We start from the raw sequence: 18,012 nt of genomic DNA, 5'->3' as shown, positions 1-18,012 counted from the left end.
TACCAATAGCTTAGCAATAATTGTTAAAAAATTCAGCAGGTCACTATAGCTTGTTGAAAACCCGGGCCAGACGGCCGACGCCGCTGACGCTGACTGGGGAGTCGCTGGCAGCAATAAACGCCGACTCGCCCGGCTTCAGGACCAGACGCTCGTCGCCCTTGCTCAGCACCGCTTCGCCCTCGACGCAGAACAGGATCGCCGCGCTCTGCTGGGCAACCTGCGTTTCCGCGCTGCTGAGGTCGTGCAGCGAGAAGGCAAAATCATCTACCGGGATCGGGAAGTCCAGTTCCGCGCCGTTTTTCACCGGCTGGGTCAGCAGCTCTGCCGCCGGTTTGGCAACGAATTTGACGTTAGCTACCAGTTCCGGAATGTCGATATACTTCGGCGTCAGGCCTGCACGCAGCACGTTATCGGAGTTAGCCATCACCTCCAGCGCCACGCCCTTCAGGTAGGCGTGTGGAGTTTCGGCGAACAGGAACATCGCTTCGCCCGGCGCCAGTTTCACCACGTTCAGCAGCAGCGGCGAGAAGAGACCGCTATCGTCCGGATAAAATTCCGAGATCAGACGAATGGTCTGCCACGGCTCGCCCTGCTGGCTGTTGAGCGCCGCTTTCAGCACCGCCAGCGCGCGGGATTTCTCCTCGCCCTGCATATTGAGCAGGCTGGCAAAGAGGTGGCTCAGGCGATCGGCATCCGGTTTTTCGAGGAAGTGGGCAATGGCGCTGTGAGCCCCGGCCACCGGCTGCAGAAGGGAGACAATCTCAGAGAATTCGCGGAAGGCATTCATCGCCAGGAACGGCGTCAGCGCGAAGACCAGCTCCGGTTTATGGTTGGGATCTTTATAGTTACGCTCGGCGGCATCCAGTGGAATACCGGCCGCATTCTCTTTGGCAAAACCCGCTTCGGAGGCCTGTTTGTTCGGGTGAACCTGAATCGACAGGGGCTGATCGGCGCACAGCACCTTAAAGAGGAACGGCAGCTCGCCAAAACGATCCGCGACTTTCGTGCCCAGCAGCCCGGCCTTATCCCCGTCGATAACGTCCCGCAGGGAGCGCACGCCCTGGGCATCGTCGATTTTTGAGCTGCTCTTCGGATGCGCGCCCATCCACAGCTCTGCCATCGGCAGGTTGTCCGGGTTGGCGATACCGTAGAGATCCGTTAACGCAGTTTTACTTCCCCAGGCGTAGTTCTGCACTGAGTTGATGAGTTTTTGCATTATCAAGCCCTGTTTCAAATGTGGAATTAACTGCCCGTATTAAAGCAATAAACCGCGCGGAAGTAACCTGCGCACGGAAAAAGTCGTACTAGTCTCAGTTTTTGTTAAAAAATTGTGTAGGATAAGCCAACTCGCTTTTAATCGGAGCAGCGGAACATCTGCTCTACATAATCAGACCAAGGCAGTAAGTGAGAGATCAATGTCGAATAAACCCTTCCATTATCAGGATCCTTTCCCGCTGGCGAAGGATCAGACCGAATATTATCTGTTAACCCGCGATCACGTGTCCGTTGCTGAGTTTGAAGGTCAGGAGATCCTCAAAGTCGAGCCGCAGGCGCTGACCTTACTGGCACAACAGGCCTTCCACGACGCTTCCTTTATGTTGCGCCCGGCGCACCAGCAGCAGGTGGCCGATATCCTGAGCGACCCGCAGGCCAGTGAGAACGACAAATACGTCGCCCTGCAGTTCCTGCGTAACTCTGATATCGCGGCAAAAGGCATTCTGCCGACCTGTCAGGACACCGGCACCGCCATCATTACCGGTAAAAAAGGCCAGCGCGTCTGGACCGGCGGCGGCGATGAAGCGGCTCTGGCCCACGGCGTGTATAACACCTATATCGAAGATAACCTGCGCTACTCGCAAAACGCGGCGCTGGATATGTACAAAGAGGTGAATACCGGCACCAACCTGCCGGCGCAGATCGACCTCTATAGCGTCGATGGCGACGAATACAAATTCCTCTGCATCGCCAAAGGTGGTGGTTCAGCCAACAAAACCTATCTCTACCAGGAGACCAAAGCGCTGCTCTCTCCGGGCAAGCTGAAGAACTACCTGGTGGAGAAGATGCGCACGCTCGGCACTGCGGCCTGTCCGCCGTACCACATCGCCTTTGTTATCGGCGGCACCTCGGCGGAAAGCACCCTGAAAACCGTCAAGCTGGCATCCACCAAATACTACGACGGCCTGCCAACCGAAGGTAACGAGCACGGCCAGGCGTTCCGCGACGTGCAGCTGGAGCAGGAACTGCTGGTGGAAGCGCAGAATCTCGGCCTCGGCGCGCAGTTTGGCGGCAAATATTTCGCCCACGATATCCGCGTGATCCGTCTCCCGCGCCACGGTGCATCCTGCCCGGTGGGCATGGGCGTCTCCTGCTCGGCAGACCGCAACATCAAGGCCAAAATCAACCGCGACGGCATCTGGATCGAAAAACTGGAAAACAACCCAGGCAAATACATCCCGGAAGCGCTGCGTAAAGCGGGCGAGGGCGAGGCGGTACGTATCGACCTGAACCGTCCCATGAGCGAGATCCTCGCCCAGCTGTCTCAGTATCCGGTTTCTACACGTCTCTCTCTGAACGGCACCATTATCGTTGGCCGCGATATCGCGCACGCCAAGCTGAAAGAGCGTCTGGATAACGGCGAAGGGCTGCCGCAGTACATCAAGGATCATCCGATCTACTACGCAGGCCCGGCGAAAACGCCTGACGGCTATGCCTCCGGCTCCTTAGGCCCAACCACCGCCGGGCGTATGGACTCCTACGTTGATCAGCTCCAGGCTAACGGCGGAAGCATGATCATGCTGGCGAAGGGCAACCGCAGCCAGCAGGTCACCGACGCGTGCCACAAGCACGGTGGCTTCTACCTCGGCAGCATCGGCGGCCCGGCTGCGGTCCTGGCCCAGGGCAGTATCAAGAGCCTCGAGTGCGTGGAGTACCCGGAGCTGGGTATGGAAGCTATCTGGAAAATTGAAGTGGAAGATTTCCCGGCGTTTATCCTGGTGGATGACAAGGGCAACGACTTCTTCAAACAGATCCAGTCTTCCCAGTGCTCGGCCTGTGTGAAGTAAGCTAAACAGCCGGGTGGCGGCTGCGCCTTACCCGGCCTACGTGTTCGGTAGGTCGGGTAAGCGTCAGCGCCACCCGACACCAAAAAGAGCGCACAAAGCGCCATACCCTTTCCCCGTTCTCATCAATACTTGTTTCTTTGAGCTGTGAGCAATCCACTTCAGTGTTATCAAGGAGAAAGTAATGACCACCTCACGCAGTGAGAAAGATTCGATGGGTGCCATCGACGTCCCGCAGGACAAACTCTGGGGCGCGCAAACCCAGCGTTCGCTGGAACATTTCCGTATTTCCACTGAAAAAATGCCGGTCTCGCTGATCCAGGCCCTGGCGCTGACCAAACGTGCAGCCGCCAAAGTCAACCAGGATCTCGGCCTGCTGGCGGCGGAAAAGGCCACCGCGATTATCAGCGCCGCTGATGAAGTGCTGGCGGGCAAGCATCCTGATGAATTCCCCCTCGCCATCTGGCAGACCGGCTCCGGCACCCAGAGCAACATGAACATGAATGAGGTGCTGGCGAACCGTGGCAGCGAGCTGCTCGGCGGCGTGCGCGGAATGGAGCGCAAAATCCACCCCAACGATGACGTCAACAAAAGCCAGAGCTCCAACGACGTCTTCCCGACGGCGATGCACGTGGCGGCGGTGATTGCCCTGCGCGAGCAGCTGATCCCCCAGCTATACGTGCTGAAGCAGACCCTCGACGACAAAGCCCAGGCCTTCGCCGGTATCGTCAAAATTGGTCGTACCCATCTGCAGGATGCCACACCGTTGACCCTCGGCCAGGAGATCTCCGGCTGGGTGGCAATGCTCGAGCATAACCTGCGCCATATCGACAACAGCCTGCCGCACCTGGCGGAGCTGGCGCTGGGCGGGACCGCGGTGGGCACCGGGCTCAACACCCATCCCGAGTATGCGGTACGGGTGGCGGAAGAGTTGGCGACCCTCACCGGGCAGCCGTTCGTCACCGCGCCGAACAAGTTCGAGGCGCTGGCGACCTGCGACGCGCTGGTGCACGCCCACGGGGCGCTGAAAGGGCTGGCGGCCTCGCTGATGAAAATTGCCAACGACGTACGCTGGCTGGCCTCCGGGCCGCGCTGCGGTATCGGCGAGATCGGCATTCCCGAGAACGAGCCGGGCAGCTCCATCATGCCGGGCAAGGTCAACCCCACCCAGTGCGAAGCCATGACCATGCTCTGCTGTCAGGTGATGGGCAACGACGTGGCGGTGAACATGGGCGGTGCCTCGGGCAACTTTGAGCTCAACGTCTATCGCCCGATGGTGATCCATAACTTCCTCCAGTCGGTGCGTCTGCTGGCGGACGGCATGGAGAGCTTTAACGAGCACTGCGCGGTGGGCATTGAGCCGAATCGCCAGCGCATCAGCCAGCTGCTTAACGAGTCGTTAATGCTGGTGACAGCGCTCAATACCCATATCGGCTACGACAAGGCGGCGGAAATCGCCAAGAAAGCGCACAAAGAGGGGCTGACCCTGAAAGCCTCTGCCCTGGCGCTGGGGTATCTCACCGAAGCCGAGTTCGACGCCTGGGTCCGCCCGGAAGAGATGGTCGGCAGTCTGAAATAGCTACTCTGCCACGTACAGGTGCAGCCGCGGGATGATTAAGCGCAGCGGCTGCGCCTGCGGCTTATAACGGTGCTGAACGTTGTCAGCATCGTAATTCAACAGCTCACCGATGTCCGGGATCACCGCCCCCTGGTCAGCATCGTACAGGGCAATTAGCGGCGTCGGGCAGGCGTACTGCACCTGCTTTTGCTGTCCGGCATACCAGACCCGGGCAATAGGCTGCACCTTCACTGGCCGTTTGATCTTCAGCCGTGCCTCCGCGGGCAGGGCGTGGATGGCGGTATATTCTGCTTCCAGCCGCTCCACCCACTGGTCCCGGGACCAGGGCGCGACGGCGCGCGGCGACTTCAGGCTTTTTTCCAGCATCGCCAGCACCTCATCGCGGGTGAAATTCTTGATGATGTGCTTATTGGCCCAGCCGAAGCGCAGGGTGGCGGGATGGTTGATCACCGTTAAGGTGCGATAGGCGTTGAGGGTGATCAAACCCGGCAACTGGTGGTGCACCCACTCAAAGCGGGCGGCGGGGGCGAGGCCTGACTCCTCAGTGACGATTTTCTCAAATTCCGCTTTTAAGGCGTTAATGCTGGCGATCTGGTCCGTCAGCCGTGCCCGATGGGCGGCATCGCTCTGCAGGCAGATCACCCCCGGCAGGCGCACGGCGGCTTTGCTGCTGCGGGTTTCCGACTGCTGCTGAATAAACAGGTGACGATAGTGCTGTAGCGCCATGGTCAGCGCCTCCTGGCCGAGGTGCTGCTTCACCGCGATGGCGTTGAGCGGATCGTGTTCGGCCCCTTTGGCGACGTCCGGCAGGGAAAAGACGCGGCCCGCCAGCAACCGGCAGGTTTGCAGATCGTCCGTGAGTTGCGCCAGCTCGTGTTCCATCTGGCGAAAGGTTGAGTTTAAGCGTTCGATAAGGTCGTAAGTTGCCATAGTGCACCACATTAGTTACAACATACTCAATATATAGCACAGCACGCCGGGTAAGGCCAGCGTGCGGTTTAGGTCAGTCAGGGATGGGCAGGGCGATATGATGCCAGACGGGCCAGTTGAAGCAGAACCGGGCCCCGCCGAGGTCGCTCGCTTCGCAGCGGACATCGCCCCCCAGCGCCTGGGCGATAGAGTGGACGATCGCCAGCCCGAGGCCGCAACCGCCGGTGGCGCGGTCCCGGCTCGGATCGAGGCGGACAAAGGGCTCAAACACCCGCTGGCGCGCATCCGGCGCGATGCCCGGGCCATCATCTTCTACCGCCAGCGTGGCGCGGCTGCCGTTCAATTGCAGCGAGATACGCAGGGTGTTATCGCTGTAGCGCAGGGCATTATTAACCAGGTTATCCAGTACTCGCTCCATTAAACGCATATCCAGCGCGCCATAGTCGCCGTTCATGCTGTCGATCAGCAGGGTGCGCTGCGGGTTAACGCTCTGCACATCCTCCACGTAGCTGCGCAGCCAGGCCGGCAGGTCCGGGGTGGTGAGCTTTAACTCGTTCTGCGGCCGGTCGAGGCGGGCATAGGTCAGCAGCTCCTCAATCAGCGCCTCAAGCTGGCTGATATCGCGGTTCAGCGCCTGCGACTCGGCCGCTGTCAGGTTCTCACTCATCTCCAGCCGGTAGCGCAGGCGCACCAGCGGCGTGCGCAGCTCGTGGGCAATACCGTCGATCAGCTGCTTTTTGCTGGCGATCAGGGCGTTAATGTTGTCCGCCATCTGGTTAAAGGCCACCCCCAGTCGCTCGAAGCTGGACCCGCTGTCGAAGTGGATCCGCTCGGTCAGGTGCCCGTCGCCAAAGCGCTGAGCGGCCGCCTCGAGGCGCAGCATGTCCTGCCAGTGCGGGCGCATCCAGATAAACACCGGGAAGGCCAGCGAAATGGCGATGAAGGCCAGCAGGGCGATATCCAGCAGGCGCATCTGGTGCAGGAAGTAGAGATAGGGCACCGGGCCGACCGCCAGCACGTAGTGGCTGCGCGGAATGCGCTGGATAAAGGTGTACTGCTCGTCCAGCGCCACGATGTCACCCCCGCGAAGACGCTGCATAGTTGGCTCGTCCAGGTCGTACTTTTTCAGCGGTTCGATGCGCAGTTTGAATGACAGGTTCAGATCCAGCTGTTTAATGGTGCGCGCCCAGTCGTGAGGGGGGATCTCACGCAGTTCGCTGCGCATCAGATAGAGCGAGCTTTTCATCAAATCATCCAGCGACTGTCTGCCCGCCCGCTCGGCGGTGAACTTATAGACCAGCCCGACCAGCATGGTCATCACCAGAAAGCAGACAAACAGCAGGAGGTAAAACTGCACGAACAGTTTTTTCATTACATATCACCCAAATACCACGCGTTAATGATGCAGCTCCGCCAGACAATTCACATTCTCCGGCGGGGCATGGCACACTTTACGCAATCGGCTACCTCATGGCATAGCGAATATTTAAGGTGTTGCCTCGCTTTATGACGTTCGCTTTAACATGCCAGGCACTCTCGATCAGATCCGGAGTAAGCACAGCAGCAGGCGGCCCGCTGGCCATCACTTTTCCGGCTTTCAGCAGGACCAGCCGCTGGCAGTAGTTGGCCGCGAGATTAAGATCGTGCAGCGCCACCACCACCGTAACGGGCAGCTGCGTAATTAAGGCCATTAGCTCGAGCTGATACTCAATGTCCAGGTGGTTGGTGGGCTCATCGAGGATCAGCAGTCCTGGCTGCTGGGCCAGGGCGCGGGCGATTTGCGCGCGCTGCCGCTCGCCGCCGGAAAGCTGTCGCCACAGCCGCCGACGCAGGCTGGAGAGTTTCATCAGTCGGATCGCGTGCTCAACCGCACTATCGTCGGTTTCGTTCCAGCCAAAAAGGCCGCGGCGGTGCGGAGTCCGCCCAAGTCGGACGATTTGCTCAACGCACAGATCGCCGTCGACCTCGGCATGCTGGGGAACAAACGCCAGCTGTTTGGCCCGTTCCCGCAGGGAGATCTCACTGAGCGGGGTGCCGTCAAGGCGGATATGGTGCGCATGACGTGGAAATAACCCCGCCAGACAACGCAGCAGGGTGGATTTACCGGAACCATTCGGACCCAGCAGGCCGACGACTTCACCCGTCGCCAGCTCCAGATCGATATCGTGCAGCACTTTTCGGGACTGCAGGGAGACCTGCAGTCCGCTTAATGACAGGGTCATACTCTTTTCGCCCGGCTGCGATACAGCAGGACGACAAAAGCAGGTGCGCCCACCAGCGCGGTCACCACGCCGATGGGGAGCACCTGATAAGTGATAAGGGTGCGGGAAACCACGTCGGCGAGGATCATAAAGTGACTGCCGATCAAAAAGGTCAGGGGAATAGAGCGTCGGTGGCCGGGGCCGCACAGCATCCGGGTCACATGCGGGATCACCAGTCCGACAAACCCTACCGCACCGATGATACTGACCATTACTGCCGTCACCAGGGCGCAGGTGAGCAGCAGGATAATGCGCACCAGGGTGACCGGCACCCCGAGGGTGGTTGAAACCTCATCGCCAAAGGTGAAGGTATCAAGGGATCGTGAAAAGGCGAATATCACCATAAATCCGGCCAGTACCACACCCAGGGCCAGGATCGCATCCGGCCAGCGCACGCCGCTCAGACTGCCCAGCAGCCAGAACATCACGCTACGCGACTGCTCTGCATTTGCGGAAGTGCTGACAATGTACGCGGTTATGGCGTTGAACAACTGGGTGCCGGCGATGCCCGCCAGCAATATGCGTGGCGGGCTGTCGGTCATACCGTGGGTGATCAGCATGATAAGCCCAAAGGCGCAGCAGGCTCCCAGAAAGGCACCGCCGCTGATGCCCAGCGTGCTGCCACCTATCCCCAACAACATGACGCAGACCGCGCCCAGCGAGGCACCGGAGGAGATCCCCAGCAGATAAGGTTCAGCCAGTGGGTTACGCAGGATCGCCTGCATCACCAGGCCGCACAGCGCCAGCCCCCCTCCGCTGCAGGCTGCCATCAGGGCCCGGCTCATGCGGTACTGCCAGACAATACCTTCCTCAACCTGCGGCAGCGGCCAGGTGCCCAGCCCCAGGCCGTTGAGAATGGCTTTACCCGCATTCGTGTATGAAACCGGCATATCACCAACGGTGGCGGCAAACACCAGCATTAACGGCAGGGTCAGTAAGCCGACCACCGTCAGGCTATGTTGCCGCCATCGCGGCAGCGTCAAAGGCATACGGAGAGTCAGTAAGCTCATGGTTCAGCCTGGAACGTCGCCAGTTTGTCGCCGATCGCCTCGACGGCATCGACATTACGCAATGAGGGGTTCAGTGACATCGCCGGGACGACAATGATGTGCCCGTTTTTTACGGCGGGCAGGTTTCTGGTCACCGGATCGTTGTTTAAAAAGGCTTTTTTAACTGCCACATCATCTGCGGGGTAAAGCCGTCGGGACATCTCCGCAATCACGATGATGTCAGGTTGCGCCTGAGCGATGTGTTCCCAGGTGACGGCAGGCCATTCGTCATGGGAATCAATAATGTTTTTGAGTCCCAGGGTGTGGCTGATCCAGCCCGGCGCGCCATAATCACCTGCCACCCAGGGATCGCCTTGCAGACGGCTGCTGGAGAACCAGAACACCACTTTCAGTGGCCTCGCGTGCTGCGAGCGTGCCTGAGCCTTCTGGATACGCAGCTTCAGTGCCTCGTTGAGTTTTTCCCCCTGCGGCTGAACATCGAAAATGGTCGCCAGCTCGCTGATCTCACGCGCGATCTCTGCGATGGAGAAAGGCGTGCTACGCGCCCCGTCACCATTCGAACTGTCGGTAACGCTTTTGCCGATGCAGTCGGCCGGGGATACCCATGTCGGGATGCCGAGCGAAGCAAACTGCTCGCGGGTGCCGGTTTCCCCCTGCGGCCCGATATGCCAGTGATATTGCGCCAGCACCAGATCGGGATTCTGAGCGGTGACGGCCTCAAAGGAAGGGGCGTTATCTGCCAGCTTTTTTAACCCTTTGCCGCGCTCAGCCAGCGCATCGGGCAGCAGGCCAAACCAGACGGAGGTCGCGCTGATTCTTTTTTCAAGCCCCAGCGCCAGCATGAGTTCCGTTTCGTGTTGCCCGACAGTTACCACCCGCTGCGGGGCGTGCGTAAAGGTCTCCTTGACGCCACAGTTCTCAACCGTCAGCGGATAAGTCTGTGCTGCAACAACCGAATTCGCGAGGGCCGCGAGCCCTGACGCCAGTACCCAATTTCTGATTAACACAATCCCATCCTCGTAATTGTTATGTTATAACATAATACATGCTGTGCGGGCGGGAGCAAAAGATTAATTAACAGAGGGGTGAAAACGGCAGGGAGTTGCCCGCAGCGCCTGGCGCAGTGCGGGCCGAGCTATTCAGATATCCCAGGCGTGCGGCGCGAAAAGATAACCTTTGTTACGCACGGTTTTAATGCGGAAGGGTTCGGTGGCGTTATCCAGCAGTTTTTTGCGCAGGCGAGAGATGGCCACGTCGACGCTGCGATCCATGCCATCGTAGCTGACGCCGCGCAGGTTTTTCAGCAGCGCGTCACGGTCCATGATCTGTCCGGCATGGGTCGCCAGCTCCCACAGCAGATCGAAATCTGCGGTCGACAGCGCCACCTGCTCGCCAGATAACAGCACCTGGCGATTCACAGGGTCGATGGACAGGGTGCCAAAGCGCAGGGCTTTGTGCGGGGTTAGCAGCGGAGCGGGAGTGTCACTGGAAGAGACGACGTGCTGGCGCAGATGCAGACGCAGGCGCGCCAGCAGGACCGCCGGGGGTGTGGTTTTAAGAATATAGTCGTTAGCACCCATCTCCAGCGACAGGATATGGTTCATATCGCTGTCGAGAGAGGTCAGCAGCACAATCGGGCCCTGCCAGCGGGCACGCAGATCGCGGCACAGGGTCATACCGTCTTTTCCGGGTAACATAATATCCAGCAGCACCAGATCGGGTTTTTCCCGCGCTACTACCTCTTCAGCCCGGTCGCCGCGCGGTTCGACGATGACCTCCATATCATGTTTACCCAGATAGGCCGCAATCAGCTGGCCAACTTCGGGTTCATCCTCAACGTATACGATCTTGTTCATAGCACGACTGTGTCTGCGGAAAAGGCCAACATACACCGCGAAACCTTAACCTTCCATTAATCATTCGCAAATAATTGCCGTTCCGTTATGCTGCCTGGCATTGTTATTTTGTTGTTAAGGGAAAAGGGATGGGATTGCTGATTAAAGCGGCGATTGGCGCGCTGGTGGTATTACTGATTGGGATACTGGCAAAAACGAAAAATTACTACATAGCCGGGCTGCTCCCGCTGTTTCCGACCTTTGCCCTGATTGCCCACTATATTGTCGCCTCCGAGCGCGGCATCGAGGCCCTGCGCACCACCATCATCTTCGGCATGTGGGCGATTATTCCGTACTTCCTCTATCTGCTCTCGCTCTGGTACTTCGTCGGGGTGATGCGTCTGCCCCTGGCGCTGGGCGGGGCGGTGGTCTGCTGGTGCCTCAGCGCCTGGGTATTAATCTTCTGCTGGAGCCGTTTCCACTAACGTAACGGACGCCCGCCGTCGACGCCAAACGACCGGCCGGTCACGTAGCAGCTGGTCAGAATGTAGTCGATTAAGTCGATCACCTCTTTCTCGCCGGGGGCGATCTTCATCAGCGATTTATTCAGCGCCTGCTGGCGATAGTCGGCATCGTCGTGCTCGTTAAACAGGATCAGCGACGGGGCAATGGCGTTCACCTTCACTTCCGGCGCGAGCTTGCGGGCAAACGAGCGGGTCATGTTATCCAGCGCGGCTTTGCTGGCGGCATAGGCAATGTGCTTATCGCTGCCGCGCTCCACCACATAGTCGGTAAAGTGGATGATGTCGCTGGCGGCATGGCCGTGCCCGCGGAGCAGATCCTGCAGGGCATGGTTCAGCAGATAGGGGGCGTGAACGTGGATCTGCAGCATGCAGGAGAGCGTTTCGCTGAGCGAGGTCCCCGGGGTTTCAGACATCCAGGCGCTGGCGTTATGGATGATGCCGCGTAACGCCGGGGTTTCGGCTTTCACCCGTTCAGCAAAGGCCAGAATCCCATCGTCGGTGGCAAAGTCGGCCTGAATACAGACCGCGCCCGCCTCGCGCAGGGTGGCGATTGCCGGATAATCGGTGCGATAGCTGACGATCACCGGCTGGTGAAGATTCAGAAAGTGGTGGGCAAGCGCGAGGCCGATGCGTCGGCCTCCGCCAGTAATCAGGATCGGGTGCGGCTTTGCGTGTCCCATCGTAATCTCCTTAACCGTTCGACGATGGGAAAGCGACTTATCCCATCAGCATCCACGTTGCCGGTAATGCGGCAACCAGTAACATTCCAATCAACACCCTTTCACGGCGTTTCAGCGCGTGATCCAACTGGTGCGTGCGACGGGCGTAAATAAACACCAGCAGCCCCGGCGCATAAAGTACCACAGAGAGCAGCAGATGCATCGGACCGGAGGCATACAGCAGCCATAAGCCATAAATACAGGCTCCCATTCCCACGACGTTGTGCATCGGGCGGGTGGCTATTTTTAACAAATATGCGCCCACCAGGAAATAGGGTACCAGAATCATCTCCGAGGCGATGGTTAACAGCGTGTTATAGTCCGAACCTGTGAGCCAGATCAGCACCAGGCAAACCTGCACGCTGATGTTGGTCAGCCACAGCGAGGCGGAAGGCGCACTGTTTTTGTTCTGACGGGCAAACAGACGTGGAAAGGCTTTATGGGTGGCAGCGAGGAACGGCACCTCTGCCGCCATAATCGTCCAGCTCAGATAGGCCCCGCACACCGAGACGATGAGACCGGCGGCAATCACCACTTCGCCCCAGGACCCCATCATTTTCACCATCAGGCCCGCCATCGACGGGTTACGCATCTCCGCCAGCTCAGGACGCGCCACCACGCCTAAGGAGAGCAGGGTGACCAGCAGATAACCCCCCAACGCGGCCAGCACCGCCAGCAGCGTGGCGCGACCGACATCCTGTTTATTGCGCGCCCGGGCCGAGACAACTACCGCGCCTTCCACCCCGATAAACACCCACAGGGTGATAAGCATGGTGTTTTTCACCTGCTCCCAGACCGGGACGCCCAGCGCCACGCCGGTAAAGTCCATGCTAAAGACATCGAGACGAAACGCGATAAACGCCAGCACGATAAACAGCCCCAGCGGCACCAGCTTCGCCAGCGTGGCGACCAGGTTGATGCTCGCCGCGGTCTGCACGCCGCGCAGCACCAGGAAATGGACGAACCACAGCAGCACCGAGGAGCCCACGATGGATTGCCAGGTATTGCCATCACCAAACAGGCGCAGTTCAGGGGTATCGGTAAAGAAACTCAGCGCTGAGAAGACGATCACCAGATAAGAGACGTTGGCGATCACCGCGCACAGCCAGTAACCCCATGCGGAACAGAAGCCCACCAGCTCACCAAAGCCTTCACGGGCGTAGGTGAAAATGCCGCCGTCGAGATCGGGACGGATGCGCGTCAGCAGCAGCATGGCGAAGGCCAGCAGCAGGATCCCGGCACCGGTGATCCCCCAGCCGATAAGCAGCGCGGACGGGCTGGCAACGGCGGCCATATTCTGCGGCAGACTGAATACACCCGCGCCGAGCATGGAGCTCAAAACAAGCGCAGTCAAAGCGCTCAGGCCAAGTTTCTTTTCCATTGGCTTCCTTTTTAAAAAGGGTCAGATCCAGAATAATTATTTTGTCGAAACGCATAAAAATGGTGGATCACACTAAGGCGCGGGATTTTACGGAGTGTCACGAAGGCATGCAATCAGGAAGGGCGGAATTCTGCGTAAAAAGCGAAAAAAAGGCGGCATGATGCCGCCTCTGGGTAACTGTTGACTTATTTGTACAGGTCGGCGCTGATGGTCATGTTATTACCGCGTTCCTGCCACTGGCGGGTGATGTGGTAATACTTGGCCCCTTTCTTCGCCGCACGCTTCGCCACCTGGTGGGAGACTTCGGTCATGTTGGCGTAGTTACCGGTGAATTTGATGCTGTCGAACGGCACCATCTGCGCGGCAGTGGCGTTGTTCAGCTCTTCAATTTTGGTGCCGTCAGCCAGAGTCACGCTGTAACGGCCACCTTTGGTGGTCTGGGTTTCAAAGAAACGACCCACACCGGCAACGGAAGCACCTGGTGCGGCGCTGGTGGCCACGCCCGGGATCTCCACTTTCTTCGCTTCTTCGCCGCCTTTGGCAACGGCTGCGCGACCGGCATCAGAGTCAGCCGGGATGGCATCCGGGCTCTGCAGAACGCGTTTTTTGGCGTCTTTTTTGTAGATATAAGCGGTGATGCGCTGGTTGCCGCCATCGTTGGCATCGATCTGACGAACGATGTAGTAGGCGTCAGCCCCTTTCGCCTTCGCGGCTTTGGTGATGGCTTCGTTCACATCCGGCTGGCTGCGGTAGAAGCCCTGGATGGTAACGGTATCGTACGGCTCAAGCAGAACGGCCTCGTCTTTCGGCAGCTCAACTACGCCGTTAATAACGCGGTTTTTTTGCTCATCCGCTTTCGGGGCATTGTCTTTATACAGCGCAACGAGCACGCGCTGGTTGCCACTGTTGCCATAATCGGAGTTATCCACGACGTAAAAGGCGGCGGCGCCCTCTTTATCGGCGCGTTTGGAGGCGGCAGCAACCGCATCGCCAATTGCGTTAAAACGACCTACGATCAACACGCGATCGTAAGGTTTCGTTGCAGCCGCTTGCTCCGGCGTTAACTCTGTCGCGGCATTGGCAGACAGGGCGGTCGCAGCAAGGAGTGCGGACGCCAGGAGAGTGTTCTTAAGCTTCATAAAAATAATCCTTCGCCTTACGCAAACCAGGTACTGGTGTAGTTGTTAATTTGAAAACGTCGTCGATTATGGCATTTAACACCCGCTGCTGTCTGCGGCATTTTTTGCGGCGGGTGGGAAGTAAGTCGCCAAAATATATAACATTTAGTGATATGTTGAAAAAACACGCGTTTGACCAGTAAAACTCATAAAGCATATAACTTCCACTGGTTGATTTAATGTTAATAAGTTGTTTCTGGCTGGGGCTATATCGTGTTTTTGCCGCTTCGACTGAGCTAAATATCGGCCCTGGCGGGTAAATAAAGGCAGATATGCCTGTCTGAGACGCCGATCGCTTATTTTTGACAGTTAAAGTCATAAATAGTGTTTTCTTGCTGTGGATCACAGGCGGTATTTTCAGTAGGTTATAGAAAGTTTGTTACCGTTTTATTTTCTGCGGGTAAACGCCAGTGGCACGTTCCGACATGCCGCAGCTGGCGTCTACCCGTGATGAATGTTCGACAAACCATCATCAAAAACCGATGGAAGGGATTACTATGCGTATTGGGGTACCAAGAGAACGGTTTGCCAATGAAACCCGCGTAGCGGCGACACCAAAAACGGTGGAGCAGCTGCTCAAACTGGGTTTTACCGTCGCGGTTGAAAGCGGCGCGGGCAAGCTGGCAAGTTTCGATGACGAGGCGTTTATTCAGGCTGGCGCAGAGGTTGTAGACGGCGCTAACGTCTGGCATTCGGACATCATTCTGAAGGTCAACGCACCGGAAGAGAATGAAATCGCGCTGCTCAATCCGGGCACCACGCTGGTGAGCTTCGTCTGGCCGGCGCAAAACCCGGAGCTGATGGAGAAGCTGGCGGCGCGCGGCGTCACCGCAATGGCGATGGACTCCGTGCCGCGCATCTCGCGTGCGCAGTCGCTGGATGCCCTGAGCTCGATGGCGAATATCGCCGGCTACCGCGCCATCGTCGAAGCCGCGCACGAATTTGGTCGCTTCTTTACCGGGCAGATCACCGCGGCGGGTAAAGTCCCTCCGGCGAAGGTGATGGTGATCGGGGCAGGCGTTGCCGGTCTGGCCGCCATCGGCGCGGCAAACAGCCTCGGTGCTATCGTTCGTGCCTTTGATACCCGTCCGGAAGTGAAAGAACAGGTCCAGAGTATGGGTGCCGAGTTCCTTGAGCTGGACTTCAAAGAAGAGGCAGGCAGCGGCGACGGCTACGCAAAAGTGATGTCCGAGGCCTTTATCAAAGCCGAGATGGCGCTGTTCGCCGCCCAGGCGAAAGAGGTGGACATCATTGTCACCACCGCGCTGATCCCGGGTAAACCGGCACCGAAGCTGATCACCCGTGAAATGGTCGATTCCATGAAAGCCGGGAGCGTGATCGTCGATCTGGCCTCGCAAAACGGTGGCAACTGCGAATACACCGTCCCGGGCGTGGTCACCACCACCGCTAACGGCGTGAAGGTGATCGGCTACACCGATCTGCCGGGCCGTCTGCCGACCCAGTCTTCCCAGCTGTACGGCACCAACCTGGTCAACCTGCTGAAGCTGCTGTGTAAAGAGAAAGACGGCACCATCACCGTTGATTTTGACGACGTGGTGGTGCGCGGCGTGACCGTGGTTCGCGAAGGTGAAATCACCTGGCCGGCACCGCCAATTCAGGTCTCCGCTCAGCCGCAGGCGGCAGCCAAAGCCGCTCCGGCCCCGAAAGAGCCTGAAAAACCCGCTTCGCCGTGGCGCAAGTTTGCCTTTATGGCGCTGGCAATCATCCTGTTCGGCTGGCTGGCAGACGTGGCTCCAAAAGAGTTCCTCGGCCACTTCACCGTCTTCGCGCTCTCCTGCGTAGTGGGTTACTACGTGGTGTGGAACGTCTCCCATGCGCTGCATACGCCGCTGATGTCTGTGACTAACGCCATCTCCGGGATCATCGTGGTCGGGGCGTTGTTGCAGATTGGTCACGGCGGCTGGGTCAGTTTCCTCAGCTTTATCGCGGTACTGATCGCCAGTATCAATATCTTCGGTGGCTTCACCGTGACTCAGCGCATGCTGAAAATGTTTCGTAAGGGATAAGGGGTAACCTATGTCTGGAGGATTAGTTACAGCTGCATACATCGTTGCCGCGGTCCTGTTTATTTTCAGCCTCGCGGGGCTTTCAAAGCATGAAACGTCGCAGCAGGGTAACAACTTTGGTATCGCCGGGATGGCGATTGCGCTGATTGCCACGATTTTCGGGCCGGACACCGGCAACGTTGCGTGGATCCTGGTGGCGATGATCATCGGCGGTGCAATTGGTATCCGTCTTGCGAAACGTGTCGAAATGACCGAGATGCCGGAGCTGGTTGCGATTCTGCACAGCTTCGTGGGTCTGGCGGCGGTGCTGGTGGGCTTTAACAGCTACCTGTATCACGAGCCGGGGATGGAGCCGATTCTGGTAAACATCCACCTGACCGAAGTGTTCCTTGGGATCTTCATCGGTGCGGTGACCTTTACCGGCTCCATCGTGGCGTTCGGCAAACTGCGCGGCAAGATCTCCTCTAAGCCGCTGATGCTGCCAAACCGTCACAAAATGAACCTGGCCGCGCTGGTCGTCTCCTTCGTGCTGCTGGTGGTGTTCGTGCGTACCGACAGCGTGGGGATGCAGGTGCTGGCGCTGCTGGTGATGACCATCATCGCGCTGGCCTTCGGCTGGCACCTGGTGGCCTCCATCGGTGGTGCGGATATGCCGGTGGTGGTCTCGATGCTGAACTCCTACTCCGGTTGGGCGGCAGCGGCGGCGGGCTTTATGCTGAGCAACGACCTGCTGATCGTCACCGGTGCGCTGGTGGGCTCCAGCGGTGCGATCCTCTCCTACATCATGTGTAAGGCGATGAACCGCTCGTTCATCAGCGTGATTGCCGGGGGCTTTGGTACCGACGGACAAACGTCCGACGGCGACGAAGAGGTGGGTGAGCATCGTGAGATCAACGCCGAAGATACCGCTGACCTGCTGAAAAACTCCCACTCGGTGATCATCACCCCGGGCTACGGCATGGCGGTGGCGCAGGCTCAGTATCCGGTAGCGGAAATCACCGAGCGTCTGCGGGCTCGCGGCATCAAGGTGCGCTTCGGTATTCACCCGGTTGCCGGGCGTCTGCCGGGCCACATGAACGTGCTGCTGGCGGAAGCGAAAGTGCCTTACGACATCGTGCTGGAGATGGACGAGATCAACGACGACTTCTCTGATACCGATACCGTGCTGGTGATTGGCGCGAACGATACCGTTAACCCGGCGGCGCAGGACGATCCGAAGAGCCCGATCGCCGGTATGCCGGTTCTGGAAGTGTGGAAGGCGCAGAACGTTATCGTCTTCAAACGCTCCATGAACACCGGTTACGCGGGCGTGCAGAACCCGCTGTTCTTCAAAGAGAACACCCACATGCTGTTTGGCGACGCCAAAGCCAGCGTGGATGCGATCCTGAAAGCGCTGTAATTCGACAACGCACTCTAATAAAACCGCCCATCTGGGCGGTTTTCTCATTTCTGCAGGCTACTCACCCTCACTGTCTATACTTTCCTTTTTTGCGTAAAGGGAGGAGGGAG

General features: G+C 58.5%; 15 protein-coding genes. 5 read left to right on the top strand and 10 right to left on the bottom strand.

The annotated features are described in order from the left end of the window. Positions 1-43: 43 nt before the first annotated feature. Positions 44-1,216 carry a mannose-6-phosphate isomerase gene (gene manA / locus WFO70_RS06590; RefSeq protein ID WP_337015266.1) on the bottom strand — a complete coding sequence of 391 codons (1,173 nt, stop codon included), beginning with the start codon at positions 1,214-1,216 and terminating at the stop codon, positions 44-46. Between the two features lie 199 nt (positions 1,217-1,415). Between manA and fumA the strand changes: the two genes are divergently transcribed. Next, positions 1,416-3,062: a class I fumarate hydratase FumA gene (fumA, locus tag WFO70_RS06585; protein WP_307762681.1), complete on the top strand. Its 1,647-nt coding sequence runs from the start codon at positions 1,416-1,418 to the stop codon at positions 3,060-3,062. 181 nt (positions 3,063-3,243) lie between these two features. After that, positions 3,244-4,638 (top strand): class II fumarate hydratase, encoded by a 1,395-nt coding sequence (fumC, locus tag WFO70_RS06580; RefSeq protein WP_337015265.1) that lies wholly within the window; start codon positions 3,244-3,246, stop codon positions 4,636-4,638. Here fumC and tus read toward each other — a convergent pair whose 3' ends face one another. The 6 genes from tus to rstA all read right to left on the bottom strand — a co-directional run bounded on the left by tus (position 4,639) and on the right by rstA (position 10,695). After that, the gene (tus, locus tag WFO70_RS06575; protein ID WP_337015264.1) at positions 4,639-5,568 is read right to left on the bottom strand and encodes a DNA replication terminus site-binding protein; all 930 of its coding nucleotides are present in this window, start codon (positions 5,566-5,568) and stop codon (positions 4,639-4,641) included. It lies immediately after the preceding gene. Between the two features lie 73 nt (positions 5,569-5,641). Further along, positions 5,642-6,940: a two-component system sensor histidine kinase RstB gene (gene rstB, locus WFO70_RS06570; protein ID WP_337015263.1), complete on the bottom strand. Its 1,299-nt coding sequence runs from the start codon at positions 6,938-6,940 to the stop codon at positions 5,642-5,644. Between the two features lie 91 nt (positions 6,941-7,031). Beyond that, the gene (locus tag WFO70_RS06565; RefSeq protein ID WP_337015261.1) at positions 7,032-7,790 is read right to left on the bottom strand and encodes an ABC transporter ATP-binding protein; all 759 of its coding nucleotides are present in this window, start codon (positions 7,788-7,790) and stop codon (positions 7,032-7,034) included. Then, on the bottom strand, positions 7,787-8,818 hold the full coding sequence (locus WFO70_RS06560; protein ID WP_337016631.1) for a FecCD family ABC transporter permease: 1,032 nt from the start codon (positions 8,816-8,818) through the stop codon (positions 7,787-7,789). The genes WFO70_RS06565 and WFO70_RS06560 overlap by 4 nt, the downstream gene beginning before the upstream one ends. Positions 8,819-8,835: 17 nt before the next feature. After that, complete coding sequence (locus WFO70_RS06555) at positions 8,836-9,840, bottom strand: ABC transporter substrate-binding protein (protein ID WP_442913367.1); 1,005 nt, start codon at positions 9,838-9,840, stop codon at positions 8,836-8,838. 138 nt (positions 9,841-9,978) lie between these two features. Then, positions 9,979-10,695, bottom strand: a complete 717-nt coding sequence (gene rstA / locus WFO70_RS06550) for a two-component system response regulator RstA (RefSeq protein ID WP_337015259.1) — start codon at positions 10,693-10,695, stop codon at positions 9,979-9,981. Between the two features lie 128 nt (positions 10,696-10,823). Between rstA and WFO70_RS06545 the strand changes: the two genes are divergently transcribed. After that, complete coding sequence (locus WFO70_RS06545; protein ID WP_333849860.1) at positions 10,824-11,159, top strand: GlpM family protein; 336 nt, start codon at positions 10,824-10,826, stop codon at positions 11,157-11,159. Here WFO70_RS06545 and folM read toward each other — a convergent pair. The 3 genes from folM to ydgH form a co-directional block, all read right to left on the bottom strand. Then, the gene (gene folM / locus WFO70_RS06540) at positions 11,156-11,878 is read right to left on the bottom strand and encodes a dihydromonapterin reductase (RefSeq protein WP_337015258.1); all 723 of its coding nucleotides are present in this window, start codon (positions 11,876-11,878) and stop codon (positions 11,156-11,158) included. The genes WFO70_RS06545 and folM overlap by 4 nt on opposite strands. A 37-nt stretch (positions 11,879-11,915) precedes the next feature. Continuing rightward, the gene (locus WFO70_RS06535; protein ID WP_337015257.1) at positions 11,916-13,298 is read right to left on the bottom strand and encodes an amino acid permease; all 1,383 of its coding nucleotides are present in this window, start codon (positions 13,296-13,298) and stop codon (positions 11,916-11,918) included. 185 nt (positions 13,299-13,483) lie between these two features. Beyond that, complete coding sequence (gene ydgH, locus WFO70_RS06530; protein ID WP_337015256.1) at positions 13,484-14,437, bottom strand: DUF1471 family protein YdgH; 954 nt, start codon at positions 14,435-14,437, stop codon at positions 13,484-13,486. A gap of 536 nt (positions 14,438-14,973) precedes the next feature. Between ydgH and pntA the strand changes: the two genes are divergently transcribed. Both pntA and pntB read left to right on the top strand, forming a co-directional pair. Further along, positions 14,974-16,503: a Re/Si-specific NAD(P)(+) transhydrogenase subunit alpha gene (gene pntA, locus WFO70_RS06525; RefSeq protein ID WP_337016629.1), complete on the top strand. Its 1,530-nt coding sequence runs from the start codon at positions 14,974-14,976 to the stop codon at positions 16,501-16,503. A 10-nt stretch (positions 16,504-16,513) separates the two neighbouring features. Beyond that, positions 16,514-17,902: a Re/Si-specific NAD(P)(+) transhydrogenase subunit beta gene (pntB, locus tag WFO70_RS06520; RefSeq protein WP_337015255.1), complete on the top strand. Its 1,389-nt coding sequence runs from the start codon at positions 16,514-16,516 to the stop codon at positions 17,900-17,902. The last annotated feature ends 110 nt before the right edge of the window (positions 17,903-18,012 follow it).

The organism is Leclercia sp. AS011 (assembly GCF_037152535.1).
Classification (GTDB): domain Bacteria; phylum Pseudomonadota; class Gammaproteobacteria; order Enterobacterales; family Enterobacteriaceae; genus Enterobacter.
The sequence above is the reverse complement of the archived record's forward strand: the minus strand, read 5'-3'. Positions and strand labels throughout refer to the sequence as shown.

What these genes read in the sequence shown, in the direction of transcription:
- pntA (WP_337016629.1), top strand. Translation starts at nt 14,974, where the DNA reads ATGCGTATTGGGGTACCAAGAGAACGGTTTGCCAATGAAACCCGCGTA.
- rstA (WP_337015259.1), bottom strand. Translation starts at nt 10,695, where the DNA reads ATGAACAAGATCGTATACGTTGAGGATGAACCCGAAGTTGGCCAGCTG.
- WFO70_RS06560 (WP_337016631.1), bottom strand. Translation starts at nt 8,818, where the DNA reads ATGCCTTTGACGCTGCCGCGATGGCGGCAACATAGCCTGACGGTGGTC.
- WFO70_RS06535 (WP_337015257.1), bottom strand. Translation starts at nt 13,298, where the DNA reads ATGGAAAAGAAACTTGGCCTGAGCGCTTTGACTGCGCTTGTTTTGAGC.
- manA (WP_337015266.1), bottom strand. Translation starts at nt 1,216, where the DNA reads ATGCAAAAACTCATCAACTCAGTGCAGAACTACGCCTGGGGAAGTAAA.
- ydgH (WP_337015256.1), bottom strand. Translation starts at nt 14,437, where the DNA reads ATGAAGCTTAAGAACACTCTCCTGGCGTCCGCACTCCTTGCTGCGACC.
- tus (WP_337015264.1), bottom strand. Translation starts at nt 5,568, where the DNA reads ATGGCAACTTACGACCTTATCGAACGCTTAAACTCAACCTTTCGCCAG.
- rstB (WP_337015263.1), bottom strand. Translation starts at nt 6,940, where the DNA reads ATGAAAAAACTGTTCGTGCAGTTTTACCTCCTGCTGTTTGTCTGCTTT.
- WFO70_RS06565 (WP_337015261.1), bottom strand. Translation starts at nt 7,790, where the DNA reads ATGACCCTGTCATTAAGCGGACTGCAGGTCTCCCTGCAGTCCCGAAAA.
- fumC (WP_337015265.1), top strand. Translation starts at nt 3,244, where the DNA reads ATGACCACCTCACGCAGTGAGAAAGATTCGATGGGTGCCATCGACGTC.
- WFO70_RS06545 (WP_333849860.1), top strand. Translation starts at nt 10,824, where the DNA reads ATGGGATTGCTGATTAAAGCGGCGATTGGCGCGCTGGTGGTATTACTG.
- folM (WP_337015258.1), bottom strand. Translation starts at nt 11,878, where the DNA reads ATGGGACACGCAAAGCCGCACCCGATCCTGATTACTGGCGGAGGCCGA.
- fumA (WP_307762681.1), top strand. Translation starts at nt 1,416, where the DNA reads ATGTCGAATAAACCCTTCCATTATCAGGATCCTTTCCCGCTGGCGAAG.
- pntB (WP_337015255.1), top strand. Translation starts at nt 16,514, where the DNA reads ATGTCTGGAGGATTAGTTACAGCTGCATACATCGTTGCCGCGGTCCTG.